The 24,253-nt window shown below is 59.6% G+C and carries 26 protein-coding genes; 17 read left to right on the top strand and 9 right to left on the bottom strand.

All coding sequences use genetic code 11. The annotated features are described in order from the left end of the window. Window positions 1-17 precede the first annotated feature (17 nt). The gene (locus AADH44_RS12855) at window positions 18-278 is read left to right on the top strand and encodes a hypothetical protein (protein ID WP_341953261.1); all 261 of its coding nucleotides are present in this window, start codon (window positions 18-20) and stop codon (window positions 276-278) included. Further along, window positions 268-1,695, top strand: coding sequence for a hypothetical protein (locus AADH44_RS12850; protein ID WP_341953260.1), 1,428 nt, complete (start codon window positions 268-270; stop codon window positions 1,693-1,695). The genes AADH44_RS12855 and AADH44_RS12850 overlap by 11 nt, the downstream gene beginning before the upstream one ends. Before the next feature lie 24 nt (window positions 1,696-1,719). Here the strand turns inward: AADH44_RS12850 and AADH44_RS12845 are convergent, their stop codons facing one another. Beyond that, window positions 1,720-2,115, bottom strand: coding sequence for a phage holin family protein (locus AADH44_RS12845; RefSeq protein ID WP_341953259.1), 396 nt, complete (start codon window positions 2,113-2,115; stop codon window positions 1,720-1,722). 127 nt (window positions 2,116-2,242) lie between these two features. Between AADH44_RS12845 and AADH44_RS12840 the strand changes: the two genes are divergently transcribed. From AADH44_RS12840 to AADH44_RS12775, 14 genes are all read left to right on the top strand, one after another. Beyond that, window positions 2,243-3,334 (top strand): histidinol-phosphate transaminase, encoded by a 1,092-nt coding sequence (locus AADH44_RS12840; RefSeq protein WP_341953258.1) that lies wholly within the window; start codon window positions 2,243-2,245, stop codon window positions 3,332-3,334. A gap of 4 nt (window positions 3,335-3,338) precedes the next feature. After that, window positions 3,339-4,454 carry a thiamine pyrophosphate-dependent dehydrogenase E1 component subunit alpha gene (locus tag AADH44_RS12835; protein WP_341953257.1) on the top strand — a complete coding sequence of 372 codons (1,116 nt, stop codon included), beginning with the start codon at window positions 3,339-3,341 and terminating at the stop codon, window positions 4,452-4,454. A gap of 1 nt (window position 4,455) precedes the next feature. After that, window positions 4,456-5,433, top strand: a complete 978-nt coding sequence (locus AADH44_RS12830; protein WP_341953256.1) for an alpha-ketoacid dehydrogenase subunit beta — start codon at window positions 4,456-4,458, stop codon at window positions 5,431-5,433. A 14-nt stretch (window positions 5,434-5,447) separates the two neighbouring features. Further along, on the top strand, window positions 5,448-6,824 hold the full coding sequence (locus AADH44_RS12825) for a dihydrolipoamide acetyltransferase family protein (protein WP_341953255.1): 1,377 nt from the start codon (window positions 5,448-5,450) through the stop codon (window positions 6,822-6,824). 61 nt (window positions 6,825-6,885) lie between these two features. Continuing rightward, window positions 6,886-8,055 carry an AI-2E family transporter gene (locus tag AADH44_RS12820; RefSeq protein ID WP_341953254.1) on the top strand — a complete coding sequence of 390 codons (1,170 nt, stop codon included), beginning with the start codon at window positions 6,886-6,888 and terminating at the stop codon, window positions 8,053-8,055. Window positions 8,056-8,199: 144 nt separating this feature from the next. Continuing rightward, a complete protein-coding gene (locus tag AADH44_RS12815) occupies window positions 8,200-9,171 on the top strand; it encodes a zinc ABC transporter substrate-binding protein (RefSeq protein WP_341953253.1) in 972 nt (323 codons plus the stop codon). Window positions 9,172-9,184: 13 nt separating this feature from the next. After that, complete coding sequence (locus tag AADH44_RS12810) at window positions 9,185-10,033, top strand: ATP-binding cassette domain-containing protein (protein ID WP_341953252.1); 849 nt, start codon at window positions 9,185-9,187, stop codon at window positions 10,031-10,033. Then, window positions 10,030-10,929 (top strand): metal ABC transporter permease, encoded by a 900-nt coding sequence (locus AADH44_RS12805; RefSeq protein ID WP_341953251.1) that lies wholly within the window; start codon window positions 10,030-10,032, stop codon window positions 10,927-10,929. Before AADH44_RS12810 ends, AADH44_RS12805 begins: the two co-directional genes overlap by 4 nt. Window positions 10,930-10,945: 16 nt before the next feature. Beyond that, window positions 10,946-11,329 carry a transcriptional repressor gene (locus tag AADH44_RS12800; RefSeq protein WP_341953250.1) on the top strand — a complete coding sequence of 128 codons (384 nt, stop codon included), beginning with the start codon at window positions 10,946-10,948 and terminating at the stop codon, window positions 11,327-11,329. Window positions 11,330-11,496: 167 nt separating this feature from the next. After that, on the top strand, window positions 11,497-11,733 hold the full coding sequence (gene rpmB / locus AADH44_RS12795; protein ID WP_341955014.1) for a 50S ribosomal protein L28: 237 nt from the start codon (window positions 11,497-11,499) through the stop codon (window positions 11,731-11,733). After that, complete coding sequence (gene rpmG / locus AADH44_RS12790; protein WP_009773536.1) at window positions 11,733-11,900, top strand: 50S ribosomal protein L33; 168 nt, start codon at window positions 11,733-11,735, stop codon at window positions 11,898-11,900. The genes rpmB and rpmG overlap by 1 nt, the downstream gene beginning before the upstream one ends. A 2-nt stretch (window positions 11,901-11,902) precedes the next feature. Further along, window positions 11,903-12,208: a 30S ribosomal protein S14 gene (rpsN, locus tag AADH44_RS12785; RefSeq protein WP_341953249.1), complete on the top strand. Its 306-nt coding sequence runs from the start codon at window positions 11,903-11,905 to the stop codon at window positions 12,206-12,208. Window positions 12,209-12,280: 72 nt separating this feature from the next. Then, window positions 12,281-12,571: an HU family DNA-binding protein gene (locus tag AADH44_RS12780; RefSeq protein WP_100387826.1), complete on the top strand. Its 291-nt coding sequence runs from the start codon at window positions 12,281-12,283 to the stop codon at window positions 12,569-12,571. A gap of 147 nt (window positions 12,572-12,718) precedes the next feature. After that, complete coding sequence (locus tag AADH44_RS12775; RefSeq protein ID WP_341953247.1) at window positions 12,719-14,683, top strand: cytochrome c oxidase assembly protein; 1,965 nt, start codon at window positions 12,719-12,721, stop codon at window positions 14,681-14,683. 71 nt (window positions 14,684-14,754) lie between these two features. On the opposite strand, the gene AADH44_RS12770 is transcribed toward AADH44_RS12775, so the two are convergent. Next, a complete protein-coding gene (locus AADH44_RS12770; RefSeq protein ID WP_341953246.1) occupies window positions 14,755-15,801 on the bottom strand; it encodes a hypothetical protein in 1,047 nt (348 codons plus the stop codon). 95 nt (window positions 15,802-15,896) lie between these two features. On the opposite strand from AADH44_RS12770, the gene AADH44_RS12765 reads away from it, so the two are divergent. Beyond that, complete coding sequence (locus tag AADH44_RS12765; protein ID WP_341953245.1) at window positions 15,897-17,195, top strand: AAA family ATPase; 1,299 nt, start codon at window positions 15,897-15,899, stop codon at window positions 17,193-17,195. Window positions 17,196-17,202: 7 nt separating this feature from the next. On the opposite strand, the gene AADH44_RS12760 is transcribed toward AADH44_RS12765, so the two are convergent. The 7 genes from AADH44_RS12760 to AADH44_RS12730 all read right to left on the bottom strand — a co-directional run bounded on the left by AADH44_RS12760 (window position 17,203) and on the right by AADH44_RS12730 (window position 24,159). Further along, window positions 17,203-18,099: a carbohydrate ABC transporter permease gene (locus tag AADH44_RS12760; RefSeq protein WP_341953244.1), complete on the bottom strand. Its 897-nt coding sequence runs from the start codon at window positions 18,097-18,099 to the stop codon at window positions 17,203-17,205. Next, window positions 18,096-18,977: a sugar ABC transporter permease gene (locus AADH44_RS12755; protein ID WP_341953243.1), complete on the bottom strand. Its 882-nt coding sequence runs from the start codon at window positions 18,975-18,977 to the stop codon at window positions 18,096-18,098. Before AADH44_RS12755 ends, AADH44_RS12760 begins: the two co-directional genes overlap by 4 nt. Before the next feature lie 86 nt (window positions 18,978-19,063). Beyond that, window positions 19,064-20,335: an extracellular solute-binding protein gene (locus tag AADH44_RS12750; protein ID WP_341953242.1), complete on the bottom strand. Its 1,272-nt coding sequence runs from the start codon at window positions 20,333-20,335 to the stop codon at window positions 19,064-19,066. A gap of 2 nt (window positions 20,336-20,337) precedes the next feature. Next, on the bottom strand, window positions 20,338-21,729 hold the full coding sequence (locus AADH44_RS12745; RefSeq protein WP_341953241.1) for a protein O-GlcNAcase: 1,392 nt from the start codon (window positions 21,727-21,729) through the stop codon (window positions 20,338-20,340). Further along, a complete protein-coding gene (locus tag AADH44_RS12740) occupies window positions 21,726-22,493 on the bottom strand; it encodes an SIS domain-containing protein (RefSeq protein WP_341953240.1) in 768 nt (255 codons plus the stop codon). Before AADH44_RS12740 ends, AADH44_RS12745 begins: the two co-directional genes overlap by 4 nt. After that, window positions 22,490-23,413, bottom strand: coding sequence for a BadF/BadG/BcrA/BcrD ATPase family protein (locus AADH44_RS12735; RefSeq protein WP_341953239.1), 924 nt, complete (start codon window positions 23,411-23,413; stop codon window positions 22,490-22,492). Before AADH44_RS12735 ends, AADH44_RS12740 begins: the two co-directional genes overlap by 4 nt. Further along, window positions 23,413-24,159 carry a GntR family transcriptional regulator gene (locus AADH44_RS12730; RefSeq protein ID WP_341953238.1) on the bottom strand — a complete coding sequence of 249 codons (747 nt, stop codon included), beginning with the start codon at window positions 24,157-24,159 and terminating at the stop codon, window positions 23,413-23,415. Before AADH44_RS12730 ends, AADH44_RS12735 begins: the two co-directional genes overlap by 1 nt. Window positions 24,160-24,253 lie beyond the last annotated feature (94 nt).

The following is a 24,253-nucleotide window of genomic DNA, read 5'->3' as shown; positions in this document are numbered from 1 at the left end:
TCGTCGAAAGGCGATAGATGACGACTCCCATGGATGCAACGGCTCAGGTTGCACTCGAATTTCAGGCCCAACAGCTCCGCATGATTAGTGAGCGGCTCAACTACGTACGAGCCTTGCTACCGAACGAGAGCGTTGACTGGCGCGGGCCGGCCCAGCAGTTGTTCGATGCTGGAGTACACGAATTGCACCGCGATCTGGCAAGCGCCTGCACAATGATCGAGGCCGCAGAACAACGAACTACGACCGCAGCTAGCCAGATGAGCACTCGTGTCGGATGAACTCACCATCTCGGGTGGGGGTAGCTATGCGGTCGCCACAGACGAGATGCTCAGCAATGCGGCGAACCTGTTGCGGGCGGCGGAACAGACCCGCGACATTCTTGGTGCCCTTGAGATGGTGGATGCTCGACTCACGATCGGGCAACTGGAATCCCTGGGCATCCCCACGGCAGCCGCCATCGCCGAAACTGATCTCGACTATGCGCACTCCGCTTTGAGCCAGCTCGCTTACCGGGCGGAGCTGATGAGCGGTCTTGTGCGCGTGGCGGCGCAAACGTATGGGGTGGGTGACGCACTCGCCGAAAGCATCGTGCGTCGACTTGCCGCGGATGCCGCCGCCGTTATCGGGTTCCTCTTCCCCGCCTGGGCAGTAACCGTTGTGCTTACTAGCCCCTTGCTTCCAATCCTTGCCGGGATCGGGGTGGCAACAGCCGTGCTCGGAAAAGCTAACCCGCAGCTAGTTGACCACGAGTGGATCTCAGCCCAACTGAATGGACTGTTGAGCGACCCAGCGTTCGTTCTGGCGCTCCGGCACGGTGTTATGACGGTAGATGAGCTCTCGGCAGGAGCATCCGGGGTGCCTCCCGCTGTGGTGTCGATCCTCAGTGCTGCGGGGGTGATCGGGTTGGCATCCTCTGCCGGGAACATTAAGAGCGCTGGAGGGGTTGCCGGCGTGCTCAAGGAGACTCCGGTCATGCTGAAGAATACCACTCAGCCCGAACCCGTCACCGCAGCACGATCGGTCGAGGAGCGCGTCGAGCGCATCCCTCAGCCCACGGAGGAGCATCCCGAGCAGGTGCGCATCGAAAAGTACGAAACTCCCGGCGAGCGTGACCGCTTTGAGGTGTATATCTCGGGAACAGTCGACTTTGCAGTGTCTGACACCACGGAATCGTTTGACGGCACGAGCAATCTCTCCCTTGCGGCTGCGCAACAGTCAGGATCAATTGCCGCGGTTGCTGCCGCTATGCGCGAGGCGGGTATTAAGAGTGAAAGTCCTGTTTCTTTCACGGGACACTCGCAAGGCGCCGCCGTCGCGGCGCGACTGGCCGAATCCGGGGAGTACAACACCGCAGGAGTATTTACGGTGGGAGGAAACGTCGGTCAGGTGGTGATCCCTGACGACGTGCCGACGATCATTGTTGAGCACACGGATGACCTTGTCGTGGCGGCCGGAGGGCTACAAGATAACCGGCACGCGCTTGTGGTGGAGCGGCAGGCATACGGTGGGAAGCCCTTGCCCGCAGGAGAAGCGGTGCCCGCCCATCACCTCTCCCAATATGCCGAAACCGGTCGACTAATGGATCAGTCAGACAGCGTCGAGCTGCAGGAAGCCGTCCAGCGGATGGCGCTGTTTGGGCGGGATGCAACGACAGCGACCGTCACCTCGTACTACTACGAGCGGGTGCTGCCCTAACGGTGTTGCGCTAGCGCTATAGCGCTAGTTTTTCTTGCCCACGATGGGGCGAACCAGAATTCCGATGAACCAACTGATGAGACCCAAGACGAGGGCACCGAGCACTCCCCACCAGAAGCCGTTGACGACGAGTCCGAAACCAAACAGGCTCGAGATCCAACTGACGAGCAGCAACAACAGCCCGTTGACGACGAGCGCAAGAAGCCCCAGCGTCAGCACATACAGCGGGAAAGCGACGATGCGGATCAGGTTGCCCAGTACACCGTTAACAATTCCGAATACCGCAGCAACAATCAAGAACGTCAAAACGGTCTCAAGGGTTCCGCCCGGTTCGAAAGGAACCAACTCCACGCCGGCAACAAGCACCGTAGTCAGCCAGAGGGCAAGAGCGTTGATCAACAAGCGCACGACAATTCTCATGATGCAACTATGCACCCCTAATTTGTTGCGCCGCAATGCTCGCGGCAGGATCCCTGCTGCTTACGGCAGACACAATCTGTTATCGGGGCGAAACAACCGCAGGGGCTGGCGGCTCTAGGCTGGGCAAGTGATCACCAACCGCGTACAGCTTCGACCCGAGATTGCCGCCCTCGCGCCCTACCGTCAGGGCGCCCCCGCCGATGCTGACGCGTTCAAACTGTCGTCAAACGAGAACCCGTTCGAGCCACTGCCCTCGGTGAGAGAGAAACTCTCTACCCACAGCATCAACCGCTATCCGGATGCTTCGGCCTACGAACTTCGCACCCACATTGCCGCGCGCTTCGGGGTGACCGCTGAAAACGTGCAGGTCGGTGCCGGCTCCGTCGCGGTGCTCGCCCAACTCATCAGCGCTGCCGCAGCACCCGGCGACGAAGTCGTTTACGCCTGGCGCAGCTTCGAGGCGTATCCGCTGCTGGTAGCCGCCACAGGGGCCACAAGCGTTCAGATCGCGAATGGTGTTGACCACCGGCACAACTTGGCAGCAATGGGCGCCGCAATCACGGCATCCACTCGGGTCGTCATCGTGTGTAGCCCCAATAACCCGACCAGCACCGTGGTCACCGACTCCGAGTTCCGCGAGTTCATGGCCGAAGTTCCCGAGAACGTGCTCGTCGTTCTCGACGAGGCGTACCGCGAATTCGTGACCGATCCCGACGCTGTGCGCGGGGAAACACTCCTCGGTGAGTACCCCAACCTCGTGCTACTGCGCACCTTCTCTAAGGCCTACGGGCTTGCTGGTTTGCGAATCGGGTACGCAGTGGGCCCCGAATACGTGATGGATGCGGCGCGAGCGGTAGCAATCCCGCTGTCGGTTACTGAACTTGCACAGACCGCAGCCATCGCATCCCTCGAACATGAAGATGAATTGTTGGAGCGCGTGCGCCGAATCAATGCTGTGCGTGACCGCATCGTGGTTGGCTTGCAGGGCCAAGGCTGGGACGTGCCAGCGCCAAGCGGAAACTTTGTTTGGTTGCCCACCGGCGCAGTAACCAATTGGGCTGCAGAGGTTTTTCGCACCCACGGAATCGTCGTTCGTGCGCTTGGTGTGGGCCTTCGGGTGAGCGTCGGCGAGGAAGAATCTGTGGAGAAACTCCTAAGGGCGGCGCAAGAGGTTGTGACTTCTCGCGAAAACGAAGCCGCACCAGCCACGTTAGATTAGTCGAATGCCTTATACCGCCGCGACGGTTCAGCTGCTGTCTCCCGAGGGCACGCTCGTTCACAGCGATGCCAGCGAACAGTACATTCCGTATGTAGAAAAGCTCAGTGACGACGCTCTTTATGAGTTTCACCGCCACATGGTGGTGATGCGCCGTTTTGATATTGAGGCGGCGAACCTTCAGCGTCAGGGTCAACTCGCGCTGTGGATTCCCAGCAACGGGCAAGAGGCGGCCCAGGTGGGGTCGGCGCTCGCGGCCAAACCACAGGACCACATCTTCCCCGCCTATCGCGAACATGTGATTGCTCGCATTCGCGGCGTTGACCCGGTGACAATCTTGGCCATGCTGCGGGGGATCAGCCACGGCGGCTGGGATCCGAAGGAGCACAACAACTTTCACCTCTACACGCTCGTCATTGGCTCGCAGACGCTGCACGCCACCGGCTACGCCATGGGAATCACCCTCGATGGGATGGTTGGCACCGGCAACCCAGACAAAGACACCGCCGTTATGGTCTACTTCGGCGATGGCTCCACAAGTCAGGGCGATGTGAGCGAGGCGATGGTTTTCGCTGCGAGCTACCAGACGCCTCAAGTGTTCTTCTTGCAAAACAACCACTGGGCAATCTCTGTGCCTGTCTCACGTCAGTCGCGCACACCGCTTTATTTGCGCGGTGAAGGCTTCGGCATTCCAAGCGTGCAGATCGATGGCAACGATGTTCTCGCAAGCTTTGCCGTAACCACGGCGAACTTGGATGCTGCCCGCTCAGGTCAGGGACCGAGATTCATTGAGGCGCTCACCTACCGCATGGGTGCTCACACCACGAGCGATGACCCCTCGAAGTACCGTCACGACAGCGAGCTTGAGTTCTGGGCCCAACGTGACCCGATCACTCGCTTCGAAACTTTCCTGCGCAGCCGTGGTGCGAGCGATACCGTTTTCGCCGACATTGCTGCCGAGGGTGACGATTTAGCTGCCGACATCCGCAAGCGCATCACTGAGCTTGAGGTCCCTGAGAAATCAACAATGTTCGACCATGTTTATTCGGATCCGCACCCACTAATGGATGCCCAACGTCAGGCGCTTGCCGACTTCGAAACATCGTTTGAGGAGGGTCAATAACGTGGCTGAAACACTAACAATGGCCAAAGCCCTCACCGAGGGGCTCCGCGCCGCACTCGCAGCAGACGACAAAGTGCTCCTCATGGGTGAAGACATTGGGCCGCTCGGTGGCGTTTTTCGGGTCACCGAAGGGCTACAGGCTGAGTTTGGCGACACGCGTGTACTCGACACTCCGCTAGCGGAGTCGGGCATCGTGGGCACCGCAATCGGTCTCGCGATGCGCGGTTACCGTCCCGTGTGTGAAATCCAGTTCGATGGATTCATTTTTCCTGGCTTTGACCAGATCACCTCTCAGCTCGCCAAGATTACGGCCCGCCACGAGGGTTCGCTCTCGATGCCCGTTGTGATTCGCGTTCCCTATGGCGGACACATCGGCGCTGTAGAGCATCACCAAGAGAGCCCCGAGGCGTACTTCGCTCACACCCCTGGCTTGCGGGTGCTGAGCCCAGCAACGCCGCACGACGCGTACTGGATGATTCAAGAAGCGATCACCAGCAACGACCCAGTGATGTTTTTCGAACCCAAGAGCCGCTACTGGCAGAAGGGTGAGGTCGACCGTGAATCGAGCGGAATTGCTACCCACTCCAGCCGCGTAGTGCGCGAAGGCACCGAAGTTACCCTCATTGGGCACGGCGCGATTGTCTCGATGCTGCTTCAAGCAGCAGAGCTCGCTGAAGAAGAAGGCACGAGCATTGAAGTTGTTGACCTTCGATCGCTCTCCCCCATCGATTACGAGCCGCTCGTGGCATCCGCCCAAAAAACGGGCCGTGTCGTTGTCGTTCAAGAGGCGCCTGGGAATGTGAGCGTTGGCTCCGAGGTTGCCGCTACGGTGACAGAGCGTGCGTTCTATTCACTCGAAGCCCCCGTGCTGCGAGTGAGCGGCTATGACACGCCGTTCCCTCCCGCCAAGCTGGAATCCGTGTACTTGCCTAGTGTTGACCGCATCTTGGATGCTGTTGACCGGGCGTTGGCCTACTGACGAAGGAGGCCCTTGTGGCTGTATCTGAATTTCCTCTCCCCGATGTGGGCGAGGGGCTGACTGAAGCTGAGATCGTCTCCTGGAAGGTCGCGCCCGGCGACGAAATCATCGTCAATCAGGTGCTTGTTGAGATCGAGACCGCAAAGTCGCTCGTCGAATTGCCGTCGCCGTTTGCCGGAACCGTCACCCAGCTTTTGGTCGAAGAGGGGATGACCGTTGAGGTCGGAACCCCAATTATCGCCGTGCAGTCGCAGGGCGGCGCTGTTGAGCTGACAGCCCCCGGTTCAGGCGAAGACGAAGCGCATGGCACGATCTCTGACATCGCCTCGTCTGATGCAGCATCGGCGATCGCCGACACGGCATCGACCATCGCCAGCGAAGAGGACAAGCCTGGCGCGGTGCTGGTGGGTTATGGCTCCGCTGGGCACGTCTCGTCGCGCCGTCGCAAGGGTGCGCAGCCGGCGAAGGATGACGCTGCCGCCACTGCTCCATCGAAGCCGCGTCCGGCATCCGTGCCCGCTTCTTTCGCCAGCCCGATAATCGCGAAGCCGCCGATTCGCAAACTTGCCAAAGACTTGGGCGTTGAGCTTGCTGAGGTGGTGGCGACCGGCTTAGCGGGCGAGATGACGCGCGAAGACGTGATTCGTCAGGCGTCACAGGCGAGCGTATTCCGCAATATCGAGACACCCGAGTGGGGCGACGAACGGGAAGAGCGTCTTCCTGTCAAGGGCGTGCGCAAGGCAATCGCAAAGGCAATGGTTCACAGTGCTTTCACCGCACCGCACGTGAGCGTTTTCACTGATGTGGATGCCACGCGAACCATGGAGTTCGTGAAGCGTCTGAAGAACTCCACCGACTTTGCCGGAGTGCGCGTGAGTCCGCTGCTGATCATGGCGAAGGCCGTGAGCTGGGCTGTGCGCCGCAACCCGACGGTGAACTCAAGCTGGACCGATAAAGAGATTATCGTTCACCACTATGTCAACTTGGGTATTGCTGCAGCAACGCCTCGCGGACTCATCGTGCCGAACGTCAAGGACGTTCAGGATTTGAGCCTTCTCGAGCTCGCAAAGGCGCTCGAAAACCTGACGCTCACCGCGCGTGATGGCAAGACGCAGCCCGCCGAAATGTCGAACGGCACGATCACGATTACCAACATCGGTTCGTACGGCATGGACACGGGAACACCCATCATCAACCCCGGTGAGGCCGCGATTGTGGCTCTGGGTTCGATCAAGCAGAAGCCCTGGGTCGTCGATGGCGAAGTGCGAGCGCGCTTTGTAACCACGGTGAGCGCGAGTTTTGATCACCGCATTGTTGATGGGGATGTCGCGAGCCGTTTTGTGGCGGATCTTGCGAGTGTGCTTGAGGAGCCTGCACTGCTGCTCGACTAGCAGCCCGGCGCGGGTCGTGTTTCTCCTGCGCTGGAGAGGTTTCTCCCGTTAGTGTGGCCAGATGAGTACGTCGAACGATTCGCCAGCTTCCGGTTCCTTTTCTGATTCCCCACGCAGCGGTCTCCGCGCGATGTGGACGGACCGGCTGGGCGCGTGGTCAACTCGTGCTCTGCAGATTTTGCTTCTGCTCACTCTTGTCTCGGTAACCGTCTTCGGGTTGACTCAGCTCAAACTCGTCGTAATTCCCGTGTTGATCGCATTGATCCTCGCGGCAGCCGCAAGCCCACTTGTGGTGTGGATGCGACGAAACGGTGTCGGCCGGATCCTGTCAACCTGGATCACCCTGCTCGGCGGCATCCTTGTGCTCGGTGGCTTGATCACGGCAATTGTGTTTGCTGTGAGAGACCAGTGGTCGGAACTGGCGACGTCGGCGGCCGATGGCTTTGAGCAGCTCAAAGCGTTTGCCCTAAATGGGCCATTCCCGATTGATCAAAATGCACTCGATGAGGCCTGGAACGCGACGCTCGATTTCTTCACGAGCGCCTCCTTCGGTCTCGGTGCGATTCAAGGTGTTTCTGCGGCAGCCCAGGTCGTCACCGGACTGCTTCTCGGTGTGGTGATTCTGTTCTTTTTCCTCAAAGACGGCGACACTATTTGGGAGTTCTTTCTGCGCCCCATGAACGGCGTGCGTCGCGAGCGCGGTCACCGCATCGGCAACACCGCCGTGCAGACCCTTGGTGGGTACGTGCGCGGCACAGCAATCATTGCCGCAGTTGACGCGATCGGAATCGGTGCTGGGCTGTTGGTTCTGCAGGTGCCCCTCGCCCTCCCGCTGGCAGTAATCGTCTTCCTTGGCGCTTTTATCCCGCTTGTCGGTGCCACTGTTGCCGGCATTTTGGCCGCTCTCGTCGCCCTGGTGACGAATGGCTGGGTCGTTGCGCTGATCGTTCTGGGCATTGTTGTGCTCGTCAACCAGCTGGAGGGAAACCTGCTGCAGCCCATTGTGATGGCGCAATCATTGAGCATCCACCCGTTGGTAATTTTGGTGGCGTTGACCACCGGAACCGTGCTCGGCGGAATCGTGGGTGCGGTTCTCTCGGTGCCCATTGCGGCGGTTGGCTGGGCGATCATCAAAACGTGGAACGGAACGGGCATTGAGCCCGGCGAGCCTGCGGAGGACGGTGAGCCCGCGGACGGCGAATCGGTGGAACCCGCCGAGCAGTCGAGCTAACGAGCCTGTGGAGCCTGAGCGATTAACCGGCTGAACGTCTAGCGTCTAGCGGAAGCTCGATTAGCGACCGCTGACACCGCCATGTACTCTATTGATAACGAATCTCATTACCGCTACTGGCTTCGACCTTAGAAGGACACCCAGATGTCTCACTTTACCTCCTCCCGTTCGCTCACTCTCACGACCGGTGCCGTGCTCGCGGTCTCCGCGCTCACCCTCGCCGGTTGCTCAGCAACCACGCCGCCCGAGGATGATGGAAAGATTGACGTCGTCGCCTCAACGAGCGTCTATGGCAGTCTCGTTTCGACTCTTGGCGGAGACGCCGTATCGGTCACGAGCCTCATCGACAATGCTGCTCAAGACCCCCACAGCTATGAAGGGTCCGCACGCGATCAGCTGGCGGTTTCTCGAGCAGACCTGGTCGTGGTCAATGGCGGCGGCTACGACCCCTTCGCCGAAGCGCTCTACGAATCCTCCGGAGCATCCGCGATTCTGATCACCGCTGTTGACGCTTCGGGGCTCCTCGAGGACGATCCGCAACACAATGACGCCGACGAACACACCACAGACGATGGCCATGATCACATCGAGGGCTTCAACGAGCACGTCTGGTACAGCTTCTCCGCGATGGAGCACATCGCCGAGCACATCTCCGACGAACTAACGGCGCTCGACCCCGCATCAAGCGAGGAGTTCGACACGAACCTTGCCGCCTTCCTCATCGAGCTCGGCGATCTTGAATCCCAAGCGGATCAGATTTCCGAACTCGCAGCCGACCGCGGTGCTGCCGTCACCGAGCCTGTCGCCGTGTACCTGCTCGAGGCTGTCGGGCTTCGCGACATCACTCCACCCGATTTCAGCCAGGCCATTGAGGAGGGTGCTGATGTACCCCCGACCGCGCTGAAAGATGTGCTCGATCTCATCGAATCGGGTCGCGCTGCACTCCTGGCGTACAACGAACAGACGGCAAGCCCCGAGACTGAACGTGTGCAATTGACCGCCACTGAGGAAGGGGTTCCCGTGGTGTCCTTCACAGAGACACTGCCCGAGGGATCAAGCTACGTCGAATGGATGTCGTCAAACCTCGATGCACTCGCGGCAGCACTTGCCGAATGACAGCGGTGATCGCATGACAACAATTTCGGCCGGAGGTGTCCCCGCTGGCGCCACCTCCGGGTCGACCGTTGCTCCGGTGCTGAGCATCCACGATGGTGCGCTCGGATTTGGGGGGCGCACGCTGTGGTCTGGGCTGAACCTTGACATTGCTCCAGGTGAGTTTTTGGCGGTGCTCGGGTCGAATGGCTCGGGCAAGTCGAGCCTGCTGAAGGCGATTTTGGGGCAGCAGAAGCTTGATGCGGGTACGGTCACGGTGGCGGGGCATCCGGTTCGCCGAGGGGATCGGTGCATTGGGTATATTCCGCAGCAGAAGATTGCCGCGCCGGGTACTCCCCTGCGCGGTCGCGACCTTGTGACGCTCGGAGTGAACGGGCATCGCTTTGGTGTGCCAACGCTCCCCCGCAGCGTCAAGGCTCGGGTTGATGAACTGATCGCCTCGGTCGGGGCGACCGAGTATGCGAACCAACCCATCGGTTCGCTCTCTGGCGGCGAGCAGCAACGTTTGCGCGTTGCGCAGTCGTTGGCGGATGACCCGGTGCTGTTGCTCTGTGACGAACCCCTCCTGAGTCTTGACCTGCAGCATCAGCGTGGTGTGTCGGAACTAATCGATGCGCGTCGTCGTGAGCACAACACCGCCGTGGTGTTTGTGACGCACGATGTGAATCCGATTCTCGGAATGGTTGACCGCATCCTGTATCTGGCTGGCGGCAAGTTCATGGTCGGCGCACCCGAAGAGGTTTTACGCAGTGAAGTTCTCACCGAGTTATACGGCACCCCGGTTGAGGTTGTGCGGATCGGCGGTCGAGTAATCGTTGCGGGTATTCCGCAGGGTGATCATCACCACGATGAGGAGGTTGTATGATCTTCGACGATTTCTGGGGCCAAATCGTGGGGTTCAGTGACTATGCAGAACTGCTTAACCTGGTGCGCTTCTCCCTGATCGCTGCGGCGGTGCTCGGCATTGCCGGCGGGCTAATCGGCGTTTTCGTGATGCAGCGCGATATGGCCTTTGCTGTGCACGGCATCAGCGAGCTGTCCTTTGCCGGAGCCGCTGCCGCCCTGCTCTTCGGCGTGAACGTTGTCGCTGGTTCGATCACTGGTTCGCTGATTGCCGCAATTCTGATCGGGATGCTCGGGGCTAAGGCTCGCGATCGAAACTCGATTATTGGCGTGCTCATGCCGTTTGGTATGGGCCTGGGCATCCTGTTTTTGGCGCTCTATCCCGGACGCAGTGGAAACAAGTTTGGGCTGCTCACCGGCCAAATCATTTCGGTTGATGGACCCCAACTTGGACTGCTAATTGGGATCAGCATTGTTGTTTTGGCGGCGTTGTTCGTGGTGTGGCGCCCGCTGACGTTCGACAGCCTTGACCCTGAGGTTGCGGCCGCTCGTGGTGTGCCGTCGCGGATGCTCTCACTCGGGTTCATGGTGCTCCTTGGCCTCATGGTTGCCGTTGCGGTGCAAATCATCGGGGCCCTACTCGTGATGGCTCTCCTCGTGACGCCGGCTGCCGCAGCAATGCGTGTGTCATCCTCGCCGAGACTCGTTCCGGTGCTCAGCATGATCTTCGGATTCGTTTCCGCAACGGGTGGCGTTTTGCTCGCAATTGGCGGGTCGCTGCCGATCAGTCCGTACATCACGACAATCTCATTTGCGATCTACTTGGTGTGCCGGGTGATCGGGGCGCGACGGGGTCGCAGCCGCACCGTGAGCCGAGCATCCGGAGCCACAGTCGCGACCGCCAGCACCCTGGCTTAAAGTTAGAATGGGAACCATGAAGCGCAATACGTGGCAGCGCGAAGCGGTGCGGGATGCTCTGACCCAGTCAGAGGGTTTCGTGAGCGCTCAATCACTGCACGGTGCGCTGCGGGAAGCGGGTAGCCCCATTGGGCTCGCGACCGTGTATCGCGCGCTCGCCGACCTTGCCGGAGCTGGTGACGCCGACTCGCTGCAGCAAGATGGCGAGAGCCTGTTTCGGGCGTGCACTCCCGACTCGCACCACCACCACCTCATCTGCCGCGAGTGTGGCACGACCGTTGAAATCAAGGCCGATGCCGTGGAACAGTGGGCCAAAAACGTTGCCACAGAGCATGGATTCACCCAACCGCACCACATCGTTGACGTCTTCGGCTTGTGCCCAGCGTGCTCTAGCACGTAACATATACCGTTGATCGAGTGGTTTCTTCCGCTCTCGCACTCACAATCCGCTCTGTGTTGAGTTCAACTGTGTGTTGAATTCATTTCTGTATTGAGTGGCTTGCGTGTGCCGACAAGTGATCTTGGGTAGGGCTTTGTTCCTACGGTAACTAGAATAGGAGTATGACCATGGCAGCAACCTGCCAAGTGACCGGCGCCATTCCCGGCTTCGGACACAGCATTTCGCACTCGCACCGTCGCACCAAGCGTCGTTTCGACCCGAACATCCAGAAGAAGACGTACTACGTTCCGTCGCTTCGCCGCAACGTAACCCTTCAGTTGTCCGCAAAGGGCATCAAGGTTATTGACGCTCGTGGCATCGAATCCGTTGTCAAGGATCTCCTTGCACGTGGGGAGAAGATCTAATGGCTAAGGCACAGGACGTACGTCCGATCATTAAGCTCCGTTCGACTGCGGGAACGGGCTACACCTATGTGACGCGCAAGAACCGTCGCAACAACCCCGACCGCCTCGTACTGAAGAAGTACGACCCAGTGGTTCGCAAGCACGTTGAATTCCGCGAGGAGCGCTAAACATGGCTAAAAAGAGCAAGATTGCAAAGAACGAACAGCGCAAGGTCATCGTTGCGCGTTACGCCGAGCGTCGTCTCGAGCTGAAGAAAGCTCTCGTCGACCCCGCCGGAACTGACGAGTCGCGCGAGGCTGCACGCCTCGGCCTTCAGAAGCTTCCCCGCGATGCTTCGCCGATCCGCGTACGCGGTCGCGATGCCATTGATGGACGTCCCCGTGGATACCTGAACCAGTTCGGTGTATCCCGTGTTCGCTTCCGTGAAATGGCTCACCGGGGCGAGTTGCCCGGAATTACCAAGTCAAGCTGGTAGATTCCAAGCGGTTCCGACGTTTTCTAACGTTTTGGAACAACTAACTGCACAACGTCCCGAGGAGGACCACCTATGGCTGACAAGTCGCTAAACCGTACTGAATTCGTAGCGGCGGTTGCCGCAGAGTCTGGCCAGAGCCAGGCCGCTGTATCCGGCGTCGTCGACGCTTTCTTCTCCGTGCTGTCTAAGTCAGTCGGCGAAGGAACCAAGGTTTCGATCCCAGGATGGATGGCTGCAGAGCGCACCTTCCGCGAGGCTCGTACCGGCCGTAACCCACAGACGGGTGAAGCAATCGAGATCAAGGCCAGCCACGGCGTAAAGCTCAGTGCAGGCAGCAAGCTCAAGGCAGCAGCCAAGGGCTAAGTACTACAGCCTCTTCACTTGGCTTCATAAATAGGGCGACATCCTTCGGGTTGTCGCCCTATTTTGTTTGTGGGCAGTATCGCGGGCGGTCAGCCACCCCCGATGTTTATGGGCGTTCTCCCGTGTGGTCACGGCTACTCTTGATACGTGCTTCGTATCAGCCGGATAGCCGGACCCGCCCTGCTGCTGGTCGTCGCATTCGTGGCTGTTGTTGTGGGTCTTCAATTCGGCGGCGGGGCAGCAGCACCCATCCTGCTCGACCCTGGCGCTGTTGTTCGCTGGGGTCTTCCGATCTCGAAGCTTTTTGTGAACTTGGGCCTTGCCGCCACAATCGGTGGGCTTCTTATCGCGATCTTTGCGATGGCACCCAAGCGTGATGAGTTCAGTCTCACTCTCGATTTTGCTGCCGCCGGTGCCGCACTCTGGGCTGTGGCATCCGCTTTCACCGGGTTTTTCACTTTTCTTGCGGTGCGCAACCAGCCCATTGACTTCACAAACGCCTTTGGTGACGTTCTCGCGAGCTTTCTGACCGTTACCGAACTGGGGCAGGCGTGGCTTGCCACTGTGCTCATAGCGGCCGTGGTGACCGTTTTGTGCTTTGCGGTGCGTAATCCCTCGGGGTTGGCCTTCGTGCTGGTGCTGGCTGTTGCCGGGCTCGTCCCCATGGCCCTGCAGGGCCACAGCGGTGGCACTGCAGATCACGATGCAGCCACAAGCGCCATATTCCTGCACTTGCTCTTTGCGGCCCTCTGGCTGGGTGGTTTGCTTGCCATTGCTATTGCGCAGCCGAAGCTTACGAAGAGCCGGTTGACTCTGGTGCTGCGCCGCTACTCGACGGTGGCGCTTATCAGTTTCATTGTTGTGGCAGTTTCCGGGTATGTGAGTGCAGAAATTCGGGTCGAGAACCTCGGAAACCTGCTGTCTCCCTACGGACTTCTCGTGCTCGCCAAAGTCTTCGCCCTGATCATGTTGGGGCTGTTCGGTGCCATTTATCGCAGCTACGCGATCGGCCGACTCGAATCGAACCAGTCGAAGAACCGCGGATGGTTCTGGTGGATTGTCTCAGCTGAGCTCGCGTTCATGGGGCTCGCGTCTGGCGCGGCTGCCGCCCTCGCGGCAACACCCACTCCTGTTCCGGAGGTCGTGGCAGCCGACATCCCAGATTCCTCGCCCGCCGCGTACCTCACCGGGGCACCGCTGCCTCCGCCGGTCTCCGTGAGCAACCTCTTCACCCTGTGGAGCTTTGACCTGATCTGGGTGCTGATCTGCGCCTTTGCAATCTTCTTCTACTTGGCCGGCGTGTGGCGCCTCCGCAAGCGTGGGGACAGCTGGCCAATTCACCGCACCGTGTTGTGGATTGCCGGGATGCTGCTGCTGTTCTACATCACTAACGGTGGCGTGAACGTGTATGAGGGCTACCTGTTCTCGATGCACATGCTCGGGCATATGACTCTCGGAATGATGATTCCTGTGCTGCTCGTCCCCGGCGCGCCCATCACCCTGGCGATGCGTGCCGTCGCGAAGCGAACCGATGGCAGCCGCGGCGCGCGTGAATGGATTCTGCTCATCGTGCACTCCCGCTACATGGCGATCATCGGGCATCCACTGGTTGCTGCCGGGATCTTCGTCTTCTCGCTGTGGATCTTTTACTACACGCCGCTGTTCCGTTGGGCGACAACAGATCATGTCGGCCATGAGTGGATGATCATTCACTTCCTAGGCTCTGGCTACCTGTTCGTGCAAGCACTCATTGGCATTGACCCGTCACCGCACCGCCCGGCCTACCCCATTCGATTGCTGATCTTGTTGGGCACAATGGCATTCCATGCCTTCTTTGGTCTGGGCCTCATGACCGGCACCGGCGTTCTGCTGGCCGACTGGTATGGCGCTATGGGGTGGGATACCGGAGTGACCGCACTTCAGGACCAACGCATCGGTGGCGGAATCGCGTGGAGTGTTGGTGAGATCCCCACGATTTCGCTGGCAATCGCCGTTGCCATCATGTGGAGGCGCAGTGACAGCCGTGACTCTGTGCGCTACGACCGCAAGGCCCAGCGCGACGGGGATGCGGAACTTGACGCCTACAACGAGATGCTGGCCCAGCGCCGCTAGTGGGCTTCGCTGAGGGTACCGAAAGGCACCGTTGCTGGGTTGCTGGGTTGCTCGGTCGCTGGGTTGCGCGGCTACCGCGGGTACTGTGCGGTGATCAGTAACTTATCGTCGGCCAGGAATGTCACGAGGTAGCTTGAGCTAAAGCCGACATTCTGGTCGAACGTCGAAACTGAGCCATCAAAGATGGAGCGCACATCGACGCGCAAGTGGGCTGCGCCATCCGTGGCAGGCATCTCCCAGCTCGCTGGCTGAGACCCCGGACTGAGTGACACTGGGGGATACTCGGCGATGCTCCACTCGGGAGTAGTAACGATGCGGTTAGCCATGGGTTGGCCAAACGGACATCCGGTGGGAAGCAAGACCACTTGGGTAGCGCACTCGTCGAGAGAATCGTTCACTTCGCGCTGAACCTGCGCGATCATCGCTTCATTGGCGACCACGTCGAGACGCGCCCGCACAGTTCCGCCGGGCTCGGTCGCCGAAACCACAATGGGGTCAGCCTTGAGGAAGGTTGACTTGTGGGTGATGTCAAAACTGCTGGGAGTGAGAACAACATAGGGCGAAGGAACATCTTGAGAGGGAGCAACAAACTCGCTGCCGTTGGCATCAAATTCTTGAGCGTTAGCAACCGTTAGACGAACGATCGTGAGGGGCGGAGTAACGAAATCCCACTCGGCGAAAACACCAAAATTGGCTCCGGCGCGAGTGACTGTAAAGGTCGATTGTGCTGAGCGTCCATCCAACTCGAACATGAAAGTGACAGTCTCGGTCCCGTCAGCGTTAGTCACGCTGTCGACAACGGCGATGTCGTCAAGCGAACTGAGCGCCGATGGGCGCAGCAGCTCGTGGGATCCAGCCAAAAGTAAGGTTCCGGCACCGGTTGTATCGATGGGCGTTGCGCCAGAACCATCGTCGGATGCCGCGCCGTGCTCTTCGGGCAGATAGATATCGGCAATCTCTAGCGCCGCAGACATATCGTGGCGAGCAAGAGCACCGAGGTAGCTGCGCACGAATCCGCTGGAACTATAGATCGTCGAATTGAGCACGATTACGGTCGTCGCGAAGGCGGCAATAATCAGGCCGAGCACAAGAGACCAGGTAACAAGCTCGCGACGCATTCACACATCCTAAACCGCTGAGGTGAGAGATATGCCACGGCACGAAACAGGTAACGGAGAACAAGAGCCGTGACCCGCAGCATTAGGGTGATTGCGTGTCAAAAATCACTCTGTCTCCCGAACAAGCAGCAGTCTTCGCTGCGATCGAGACGACTAGCGATAACCTCTTTGTCACCGGGCGCGCTGGCACCGGAAAATCCACGCTGCTCAACCACCTGTCGCACAACACCTCAAAGCAGATTGTGATCTGCGCGCCCACCGGTGTTGCTGCCCTCAACGTTGGCGGGCAAACGATTCACTCCCTGTTCCGGTTGCCGATCGGGGTAATCGCCGACCACGAGCTTGAACAGAACCCCCAACTGCGCAAATTGCTCAACACCATCGAAACACTCGTGATCGACGAGGTCTCGATGGTGAATGCAGATCTCCTTGATGCCATCGACCGCAGCCTTCGCCAAGCTCGTCAGCGCAAAAATGAACCCTTCGGTGGCGTGCAGGTGGTGCTGTTCGGGGATCCGTACCAACTCGCCCCCGTGCCCGGAGATCCCGATGAGCGTGCGTATTTTGAGGATCGCTACCGCTCGATGTGGTTCTTTGACGCTCTGGTGTGGGAACAGACTGATCTGACGATTTATGAACTCACTAGCATCCACCGCCAGCATGAAGGCGAATTTAAGTTCATGCTCAACGCCGTTCGCCACAACGGGGTGACAGCAGAAATTGCGGCGCGGCTCAACGAGGTTGGGGCGCGACCGGCCCCGAATGACGGAACAATCACCCTCGCAACGACGAACAGCGCGGTCACTCGAATCAACGCCACCGAATTGGCGCGACTACCCGGCAAAGTGCTCACGGCCAAGGCCGAAATCTCCGGTGAATTTGGTGGGCGTTCGTACCCTGCGGATGATGCGCTCGATCTCAAAGTTGGCGCGCAAGTGATGTTCCTGCGCAATGACACCAACGAGGGCGGAACCCAGCGCTGGGTTAACGGCAGCGTCGGCACGGTCACCAAGATAGCCTCCACAGTGTGGGTAGAGGTCGATGGCCGCGACTACGAAGTGAAACCCGCCGTGTGGGAGAAGTTCAAATACTCCTACTCGGCCCGCACCAAGGCACTTCGCAAAGATGTCGTTGCCGAGTTCACCCAGTTTCCGCTGCGGTTGGCTTGGGCCGTCACTATCCACAAGTCACAGGGAAAAACCTATGACCGCGCAATTGTTGACCTCGGGTCGCGCTCGTTCGCACCCGGCCAGACCTACGTTGCGCTCAGCCGCATTAGCAGCCTCGAAGGCCTCTACCTGAGCCGCCCCCTGCGGCCAAGCGACATCATCGTTGACGAAAACGTTGTTCGTTTCATGTCGCGTACTCAGCCCATTCCCGCAATTGAGGCTTAGTCGCGCGCTACTTCACGCTGCCGGCCGTGATGCCCTCGACGATCTGCTTGTTGAACACGATGTAGATCACGATCATGGGCAGCGTCACGATCGACAGCGCGGAGAACAGCAGGCCGTAGTCGGTCACATACCGACTGGAGAATGCGAGCAGGCCCGTCGGAATGGTTTTGAGCGCGTCATCCTGAATGTAGAGCAGCGCGAGCAGAAACTCGTTCCAGCTCGACAGCGCAGAGAAGATCGCAACCGTGGCGAGTCCAGGCCGCAACAGCGGCAGCGCGATAGACCCAAACACGCGAAGGTCACCAGCTCCATCGATGCGGGCGGCCTCAAAGAGTTCATCAGGTACGGCATCCAAGTAGACCTTCAGCAGGTAGACCGCGAGGGGCAGCCCCATGGCGGTGTACGGGATGATGAGGGCCCAGCGGGTATCGGTGATGGCCAGTTGGGTGAACATTGTGGACTGCGCAATGAAGTATGACTGCAACGGCAGGAGTAGCCCGAGTGCGAGTAACCCCATTAGCAGGTTACGACCTCGGAAGCGGTAGCGACTAAAGGCAAAGGCAGCAGCAGCGCCAAACAGCAGGATGCCGAACACAGATGCCCCCGTCACAATCGCGCTGTTGAGCGCGTACTGCCCGATATGGCCGATCTCCCACGCTTCAGCCCAACGACCGAAGTCGACCTCGGTCGGGAGCGCAAACGGGGTGGCGAAGATTGCAGAATTCGACTTGAAACTGGAGAACACCATCCAGAGCATCGGGAAGAAGAAAACAACCGCGATCACGACTAGCGAGAGCGTGAACAGCAGATCGGGGATTCGGCCGACGGCAGAACGCTGCACCGAAGATGAGCGCAAGGCAGAGCTGGATGCGCGGGATGTCGTCGATCGACTGTCGGTGGTCATGCGCTCACCTTTTCTGGCCTCTCACGATTGACTCTCGTGAAGACCAGCCCCAACACCACGACAACACCCGTAAGCACGACTGCCATTGCCGAGCCGTAGCCAACATTCCCGAACGTGAATACTGACTTGACAAGATAAGTCGTGGGAATCTCGGTTGCCCCATAAGGGCCGCCGTTGGTCATCACATAGAACAGGTCGAAGCCTTGGAAGCCGCCCGTGATGCACAGAAGTAAGGCGACAGTGACGGCATTACGAATCATCGGAACCTTGATGCGGCGAAACAGTTGCCATTCGCCAGCACCGTCGAGGCGCGCGGCCTCAATGACCTCCGTCGGCACCTGGTTGAAGGCCGCGTAGAAGATCGTCATGTAGAAACCGGCATAGACCCAACCAGAAACGACACTGACCGCGAGGAGTGCGGTTGCAGGATCACCAAGCCACACCCGCTGCAGATCGTCGAGTCCGAAGTTCTGGAGGGCGGCATTGAGCAACCCAAAGTCATTGTTGTAGACGAAAGACCACAGCACCGCGACAACAACCATCGGAAGCATGACCGGAGTGAAGATTGCCACTCGGAACCACAGCGAGCCACGGCGCTTCACGCTGACGAGACCCGCCAACACCAGTCCAACAACAACCTCAAGAAAAATTGTTGCCGCAATGTAGACGAGCACGTGGGCAAACGAGTCACGGAACAACGTGTCGTTCGCCGCCTTGACGTAGTTGTCGATGCCGACAAACTGCATCGCGCCGTAACCGTTCCACTCGGTGAAGCTGTAGGCGATCGTCATGATCACGGGAAAAAGCACCGCGAAGCCAAACACTGCCATGGCCGGCACCAAGAACAGGTACGGGGTGGCCCTGCGGTTGGGCTTCATTGGTTAGGTGCCTCTCGAGAAGGATGCTGACCGCCCGCCCTCGGGTTGGGGGCGGTCAGCACACTAGCTAACTTGCGGGGGAGGTGTTAGCCGAGCTTCTGATCTATGCCGGCAACGGCATCCTCGGGCGTGCTTTGACCACCCAGCACCTCAGCAAGAGCCGCATACAGTGCGTTGGCGGTCTCGAGGTCGTAGCCGGTGTCGGGCGGAAGAACGATGGCGGGAGCGGTCTCCAACATGTTGATCAGGCCCGCGCTGCGCGAGTCAATCTCGTCACCAGACGATGCCGAAAGTGCCATCGGAGTCAATTCGGCACCGATGAACGCCTGAACGTTCTCATCGCTATTGAGAAGGGCGAGGAACTCTGCCGCCAGGTCTTGCTTGCTGCTCTTCGCATTCACGACGTAACCGGTAACAACACCAATCACACTGTCCTGGTTGCCAGCACCGGGCATGCTGGGCAGGTTCACGTAGTCGAAGTTGAGGTCGGGAGCTTCATCGATTGCCCAACTCACGAGCCACGACCCGATGGCGTGCATTGCCGCCTTGCCCTGGAAGAAGAGCTGGGCACCCTCGTTGTCGTCAACAGCATTCGCACTCTCGTTGACGCACTTGTGGTCTGCGAGGTCCTTCACATAGCCAAATGCTTCGACCCACTCTGGAGTGTTGAAGTCTGAGTCACCAGAAAGCGCAGCACTGTATGCCTCTTCGCCAACAACACGTGAGGTCATGTGGGCAAGCCAGTTGCCTGCAGCCCACAGGTCCTTATTGCCGGAGGCGATCGGGATGATACCTTCCGCGTTCAGCGCATCACAAGTGGCCAGCAGTTCATCCCAGTTCGTCGGCGGGGTGAGTCCGGCATCCGCGAAGATGTCTTCGTTGTACCAGAGCACGTTTGCCACGTCAGAGGCGTGAGGCACCATAACTACTGCGCCATCAACGGTCAGCGACGTGAACACATTTTCGTCGAAGAGACCCGCGATCGGGCCCGTCGTCACTGCCGCGGTGAGGTCGGCAGCAAAACCATCGGCGGCACGCTGCTCAAGGCGCGCACCCGCCCATTCAAAGTAGATGTCAGGAGCGTTGCGACCATTGAGCAGGTTCGGGAGGCCAATGGTTTGGTAGAGGTCGTCATCTTGATAGTTCATTTCGACCGTCACATCGGGGTTGGCAGCCTCGAACTGGGCGGCGACGTCGTCCCACACCCGAATCTGAGCTTCGCCAGGGGAACCCATAGCGATGCGCAGAACATTGTCATCTGAGCCACCACCGCCACCCGCCGCGCAACCGGTGAGAATGAGGGCAGTTGCACTCAGCGCCGCAACGGCAGCTGTGGTCGTTTTTCGCTTATCGGTCATGATCATTCCTTTGCTGTAGATGATGCAGGTGCGGGCGGTGCGGGTAGTGAGCCCTCGGCGGAGACTAGTTCCGCCAAAGTCATATCGAGCAAGTCGCCGAAAACGCGGCGACGGGCGCTTCTCAGCCCATCAAGATACGGGCGGAGAACAGTGGGGCCAGCCGAATCGAGTCGGCTATCAGCGGCAAGCTTCGCAACCTCAACAAGTGCGCGCGAGCCCAGTCGAAACGACTCCAGCCAGGGGCGAACCTCGGCAATAAGTACCGGATTACTGACGGGGCCCTCGAGTAGACGATCGGAAGCCTGCACCATCGACTCCGCGCGCTGCAGCAGTTCGGAAGCGGCGGCGACGCGATCGCCATACTCCGACTCAAAAGTGAAGCGCTCGAGAGCCTGGGCGAGATCAGGGGCATCGTCGGGCGAGAGGCACGAGAAACGAACGGTGTCGGCAAAAAGACCGAAATCTGCGGCGTTGTCGGGGCCAACGACATCCAGAATTGCTTGTTTCCAACTGGCCTCAGGGTCGTAACCTTCGGGGTCCCTCAGATAGTCGGCGATGGTAGCAAATGGGATTTTGGATGACTCAAAGAGTTCCATGCCGTTGGCGATGATGCCGGTGGAGAAGCGATACAGCTGAGGATCACGACCTTGGTACGGCCCAATGTGAAGTTCGTGGCCCATCGCCACATCGTTCACAGGGTAGTTATCCCAGTAGGTCGCAGGGCGCCCCGTCGAGCGGGCGAAAACGGCCGCGTCGGTCAGATCGAGGGTTGGTGAGCAGATTGCACGACCCGTCCAGAACAGGTCAATTCGGGGGTCGATTCCGGTGCCGAGCCGACTGATGTACTCCTCAGTGCCATAGCCGCAATACTGCGTGGGGCACACGGTGAGGTGAAGGTCAGCGGAGAAGTGCGAAAACACGCTGCCGATGAGCGACTGCTGGGCCTCGACCAGATCGGTGAATGCCGTCTTGTCTTGCGGATGCTGCAATTGGGCCGGAATGTCGTCGAGAAGCAACCCGAAACTGCTGACGCCTAGTTCGCGCACAGCACCATATTTGGCGAGCAGCCTCTCGAGGTCGTCGCTGCTGGAGTACTTGATGGTGAGCCCGGGGGAGAGGCAGTACATGAAGGTCATGTCGTGCTCGGCACACCGTGCGATCAGTTCGGCCAGGCGGGCAAGCTCGGTGCCGCCGTAGGTGCTACGCCATTCCTGCCGCACGAGAGGATCGTCTTTGGGCGCGTAGACGAAGGTGTTCATTCCACGTGTGGCGAGAAAGTCAATGAGGTTGAGTCGCTGGGCGTGACTCCATGGTGGTCCGTAGAACCCTTCAATCACCCCTCGGACAGCAAACGGTGATGTGTGCACAACGCCGCGCTCGGAGGTGGCTGTCATACCGAAGCCCCCTTGCTGGTGAATTTGTGGTTCGTTGTGTCGCCACTGCTGGTGTTGCTGCTCTCGTAAATATCGGGAACAACGCCTTCGTTGACGGCTAACTGAATCGCTTCGGCCATCACGGCATTGAGAATTGCAGCGCCGACCACGGTCGAGGTGGCAGAGACGCGCGTATCAATCCCGGTGATGTCTACAGCCGCATCACCAACACATCCGCCGTTGTCGATAACGACTGTGGCTAATTCATGCAGTCTAGGGAGGTTTGTCGGTCGAGCGGCCGGTGAGGTTGCGTGATTGAGACTCGTGAGGGCAATGACGGGAATGCCCTCGGCCATAACGCGCTGCACGAGCTCGGAGGTAACCGCATTGCTTCCGGAGTTTGAGGCGACGATGAGTACATCGCCTGCCGTAATCGGGTGGTCGAGGAGCAGGGCCTCGGCAAGGCCGGGAAGTCGTTCGAGTGAGGTGCTGAGGGGGGCACTTGAGTGCAGCATCAGGCCCTCAAAGAGCAGCGGCCGAACGCTGACAAGTCCACCGGCTCGGTAGAAGAGTTCCTCGGCGAGCATGTGTGAGTGGCCGGTGCCAAACACGTGGACGGTGTGGTGACCAATCAGCGTGTTTGCGATTAGCCGGGATGCCGCAATGAGGTTTGCTGCTTCGGCGGTACGCAGCCGTTCGATGAGTTCGATCGCGTGCGTCAGGTACCGGTCGGCAGGGGATGCCTCATCCCGGGTATTTGGGTTGGTGGGGGTGATCGCGGTCACGATGTTGGCTCTTCTTTCCAGACGTGGATGAGGCTGCGATAGATGCTGTCGGCCTCACCAGCACCCAGCAGGAGCGCTCCATCGAGGGCTGAGGCATCGGCGGGCCGGAATGACAGTCCATCGGCGGCGAGGAGTTCGACGAGACGCGCGAAGAGAACAGTATTGGGGCCGAGGAGTTTTCCCCCGAGCGCCAGGGGGGCATCCTCGCCAACCCAGTGGAGGCCGACGCGCGCGGTTTCGAATAGTTCGTGCGCCGCGCCGTCGACAATCTCGTTTGCGATCGCATCGCCTTCGACTGCTGCGGTGAGTACGTCGCGGGCAAACTGCGAAATGCGGTTCACCGGGCGGCGCACGCTGTGAATACGTGCGGCGAGATTATTCAAGCCGGCGAACTGGTTTTCGGCGCGCTCGGTGAGCATGGTGGTTTCGCCGCGGCCGTCAAGTTGCTTAAGAACTGCGGAGACTCCGCGGCTGCCGATCCAGAATCCACCCCCGGCATCACCGAGGAGATAGCCGTGACCATCGATGACCCGTGATTCGCCATCGTTCTTGAGAGCCAAGCAGCCGACGCCGGTTCCGGTGATCAGCGAGACTCCCGCTTCGCCGGAGAGGGCCCCGGCGTGCGAGGTCACGGTGTCATCGGCGATCCATACTTCTCGTGCGCCCGTCTCCGCGCCGACAAGTGCGCCGAGGCGTGACGCCGCTGCGGCATCCGCTGGTGACGTGGTGAGTCCCATGACGACTCGGTCGACGGGCTCGAATCGGCCGTGTTTCCACGCGCTCGCGATGGCGTTGAACACTGCGCGCACGGTGTCACCCTCCAGACGGCTGACGCCGTCAACCTCGACCGTTCCTGCTTGGGCAGAGCTTTTGAGTCGGATGCCTGATTGGCCACCATCAATACCAAGAACGGTAGACATCAGCGGTTCCTTGCTTGTTCGGGATTGAACGCCGCACCAGAGACTTGGGCGGTGAGCTGGTATTTGTCGCCGCGGTAGAAGCAGTTGGCAATCATGATGATGTTGCCGCGCGAGTCGGAGTCGACCATGCGGATGCGAAGGCAGGCTTGATCTTCGGGAATCGTCAGCAGTTCTCGCACACGCTGATCGGGCAGTACTGGTTCGATGGAGACGTTGGCTGCGCCGGGCACGATGCGGTAGCGGGTTCCGAGAAGTTCATAAAGCGAACCCCCGAGATCGCCACCCTTAATTCCGGGGACAAGTGCTTGAGGAATCCATACCGTTTCGACAGCCATTGCTTCACCGCCGCCCAATCGCAGCCGAGTAAAGCTAACGACGGGATCGCCGGGGGCGATCTGTAGCTGCGCGGCGATTGTGGTGTCTGCAGCAGCGACACGGTAGGCGAGCAGTCGGGCGCTGGGTTCGAGGCCACGGTCGCGCATGTCTTGAGAGAAGGAGGTGAGCCCGAGCAGGCGCACAAAGGGCTGTGGAGTCACATAGGTGCCCGAGCCGTGGCGGCGCTCGACAAGCCCTTCGGCGACGAGTGCGTCAACGGCCCGACGGATTGTCATTCGGGCGACACCCCACTGCGCACTCAGGTCACGCTCGCTTGGCAGGCTCTTGCCCACCTCTGTTGACGCGACCAGCTCTCGTAGGCGCGCTCTCAGTGTGTGTCTGGTTGACTCGACGACGACTGTCACCTTCACATTAGAGCCCATTTGTGGGCGTGCGGTAAAGATCCTGTTAGACCAGTAGTGGCACTGCTCGCTCACAGGTATACCCGGCACAATGCCTAGATGT

The organism is Salinibacterium sp. TMP30 (assembly GCF_038397785.1).
In the GTDB taxonomy this organism is placed as follows: Bacteria; Actinomycetota; Actinomycetes; order Actinomycetales; family Microbacteriaceae; genus Rhodoglobus.
The sequence above is the reverse complement of the archived record's forward strand: the minus strand, read 5'-3'. Positions and strand labels throughout refer to the sequence as shown.

Bases quoted from the DNA above. Each gene is read 5' to 3' on its own strand.
- AADH44_RS12780 (WP_100387826.1), top strand. From the start codon at position 12,281: ATGGCTGACAAGTCGCTAAACCGTACTGAATTCGTAGCGGCGGTTGCC.
- AADH44_RS12735 (WP_341953239.1), bottom strand. From the start codon at position 23,413: ATGTCTACCGTTCTTGGTATTGATGGTGGCCAATCAGGCATCCGACTC.
- rpmG (WP_009773536.1), top strand. From the start codon at position 11,733: ATGGCTAAGGCACAGGACGTACGTCCGATCATTAAGCTCCGTTCGACT.
- AADH44_RS12750 (WP_341953242.1), bottom strand. From the start codon at position 20,335: ATGACCGATAAGCGAAAAACGACCACAGCTGCCGTTGCGGCGCTGAGT.
- AADH44_RS12845 (WP_341953259.1), bottom strand. From the start codon at position 2,115: ATGAGAATTGTCGTGCGCTTGTTGATCAACGCTCTTGCCCTCTGGCTG.
- AADH44_RS12800 (WP_341953250.1), top strand. From the start codon at position 10,946: ATGAAGCGCAATACGTGGCAGCGCGAAGCGGTGCGGGATGCTCTGACC.
- AADH44_RS12810 (WP_341953252.1), top strand. From the start codon at position 9,185: ATGACAACAATTTCGGCCGGAGGTGTCCCCGCTGGCGCCACCTCCGGG.
- AADH44_RS12855 (WP_341953261.1), top strand. From the start codon at position 18: ATGACGACTCCCATGGATGCAACGGCTCAGGTTGCACTCGAATTTCAG.
- AADH44_RS12770 (WP_341953246.1), bottom strand. From the start codon at position 15,801: ATGCGTCGCGAGCTTGTTACCTGGTCTCTTGTGCTCGGCCTGATTATT.
- AADH44_RS12820 (WP_341953254.1), top strand. From the start codon at position 6,886: ATGAGTACGTCGAACGATTCGCCAGCTTCCGGTTCCTTTTCTGATTCC.
- AADH44_RS12835 (WP_341953257.1), top strand. From the start codon at position 3,339: ATGCCTTATACCGCCGCGACGGTTCAGCTGCTGTCTCCCGAGGGCACG.
- rpmB (WP_341955014.1), top strand. From the start codon at position 11,497: ATGGCAGCAACCTGCCAAGTGACCGGCGCCATTCCCGGCTTCGGACAC.
- AADH44_RS12755 (WP_341953243.1), bottom strand. From the start codon at position 18,977: ATGAAGCCCAACCGCAGGGCCACCCCGTACCTGTTCTTGGTGCCGGCC.
- AADH44_RS12815 (WP_341953253.1), top strand. From the start codon at position 8,200: ATGTCTCACTTTACCTCCTCCCGTTCGCTCACTCTCACGACCGGTGCC.
- AADH44_RS12805 (WP_341953251.1), top strand. From the start codon at position 10,030: ATGATCTTCGACGATTTCTGGGGCCAAATCGTGGGGTTCAGTGACTAT.
- AADH44_RS12760 (WP_341953244.1), bottom strand. From the start codon at position 18,099: ATGACCACCGACAGTCGATCGACGACATCCCGCGCATCCAGCTCTGCC.
- rpsN (WP_341953249.1), top strand. From the start codon at position 11,903: ATGGCTAAAAAGAGCAAGATTGCAAAGAACGAACAGCGCAAGGTCATC.
- AADH44_RS12745 (WP_341953241.1), bottom strand. From the start codon at position 21,729: ATGACAGCCACCTCCGAGCGCGGCGTTGTGCACACATCACCGTTTGCT.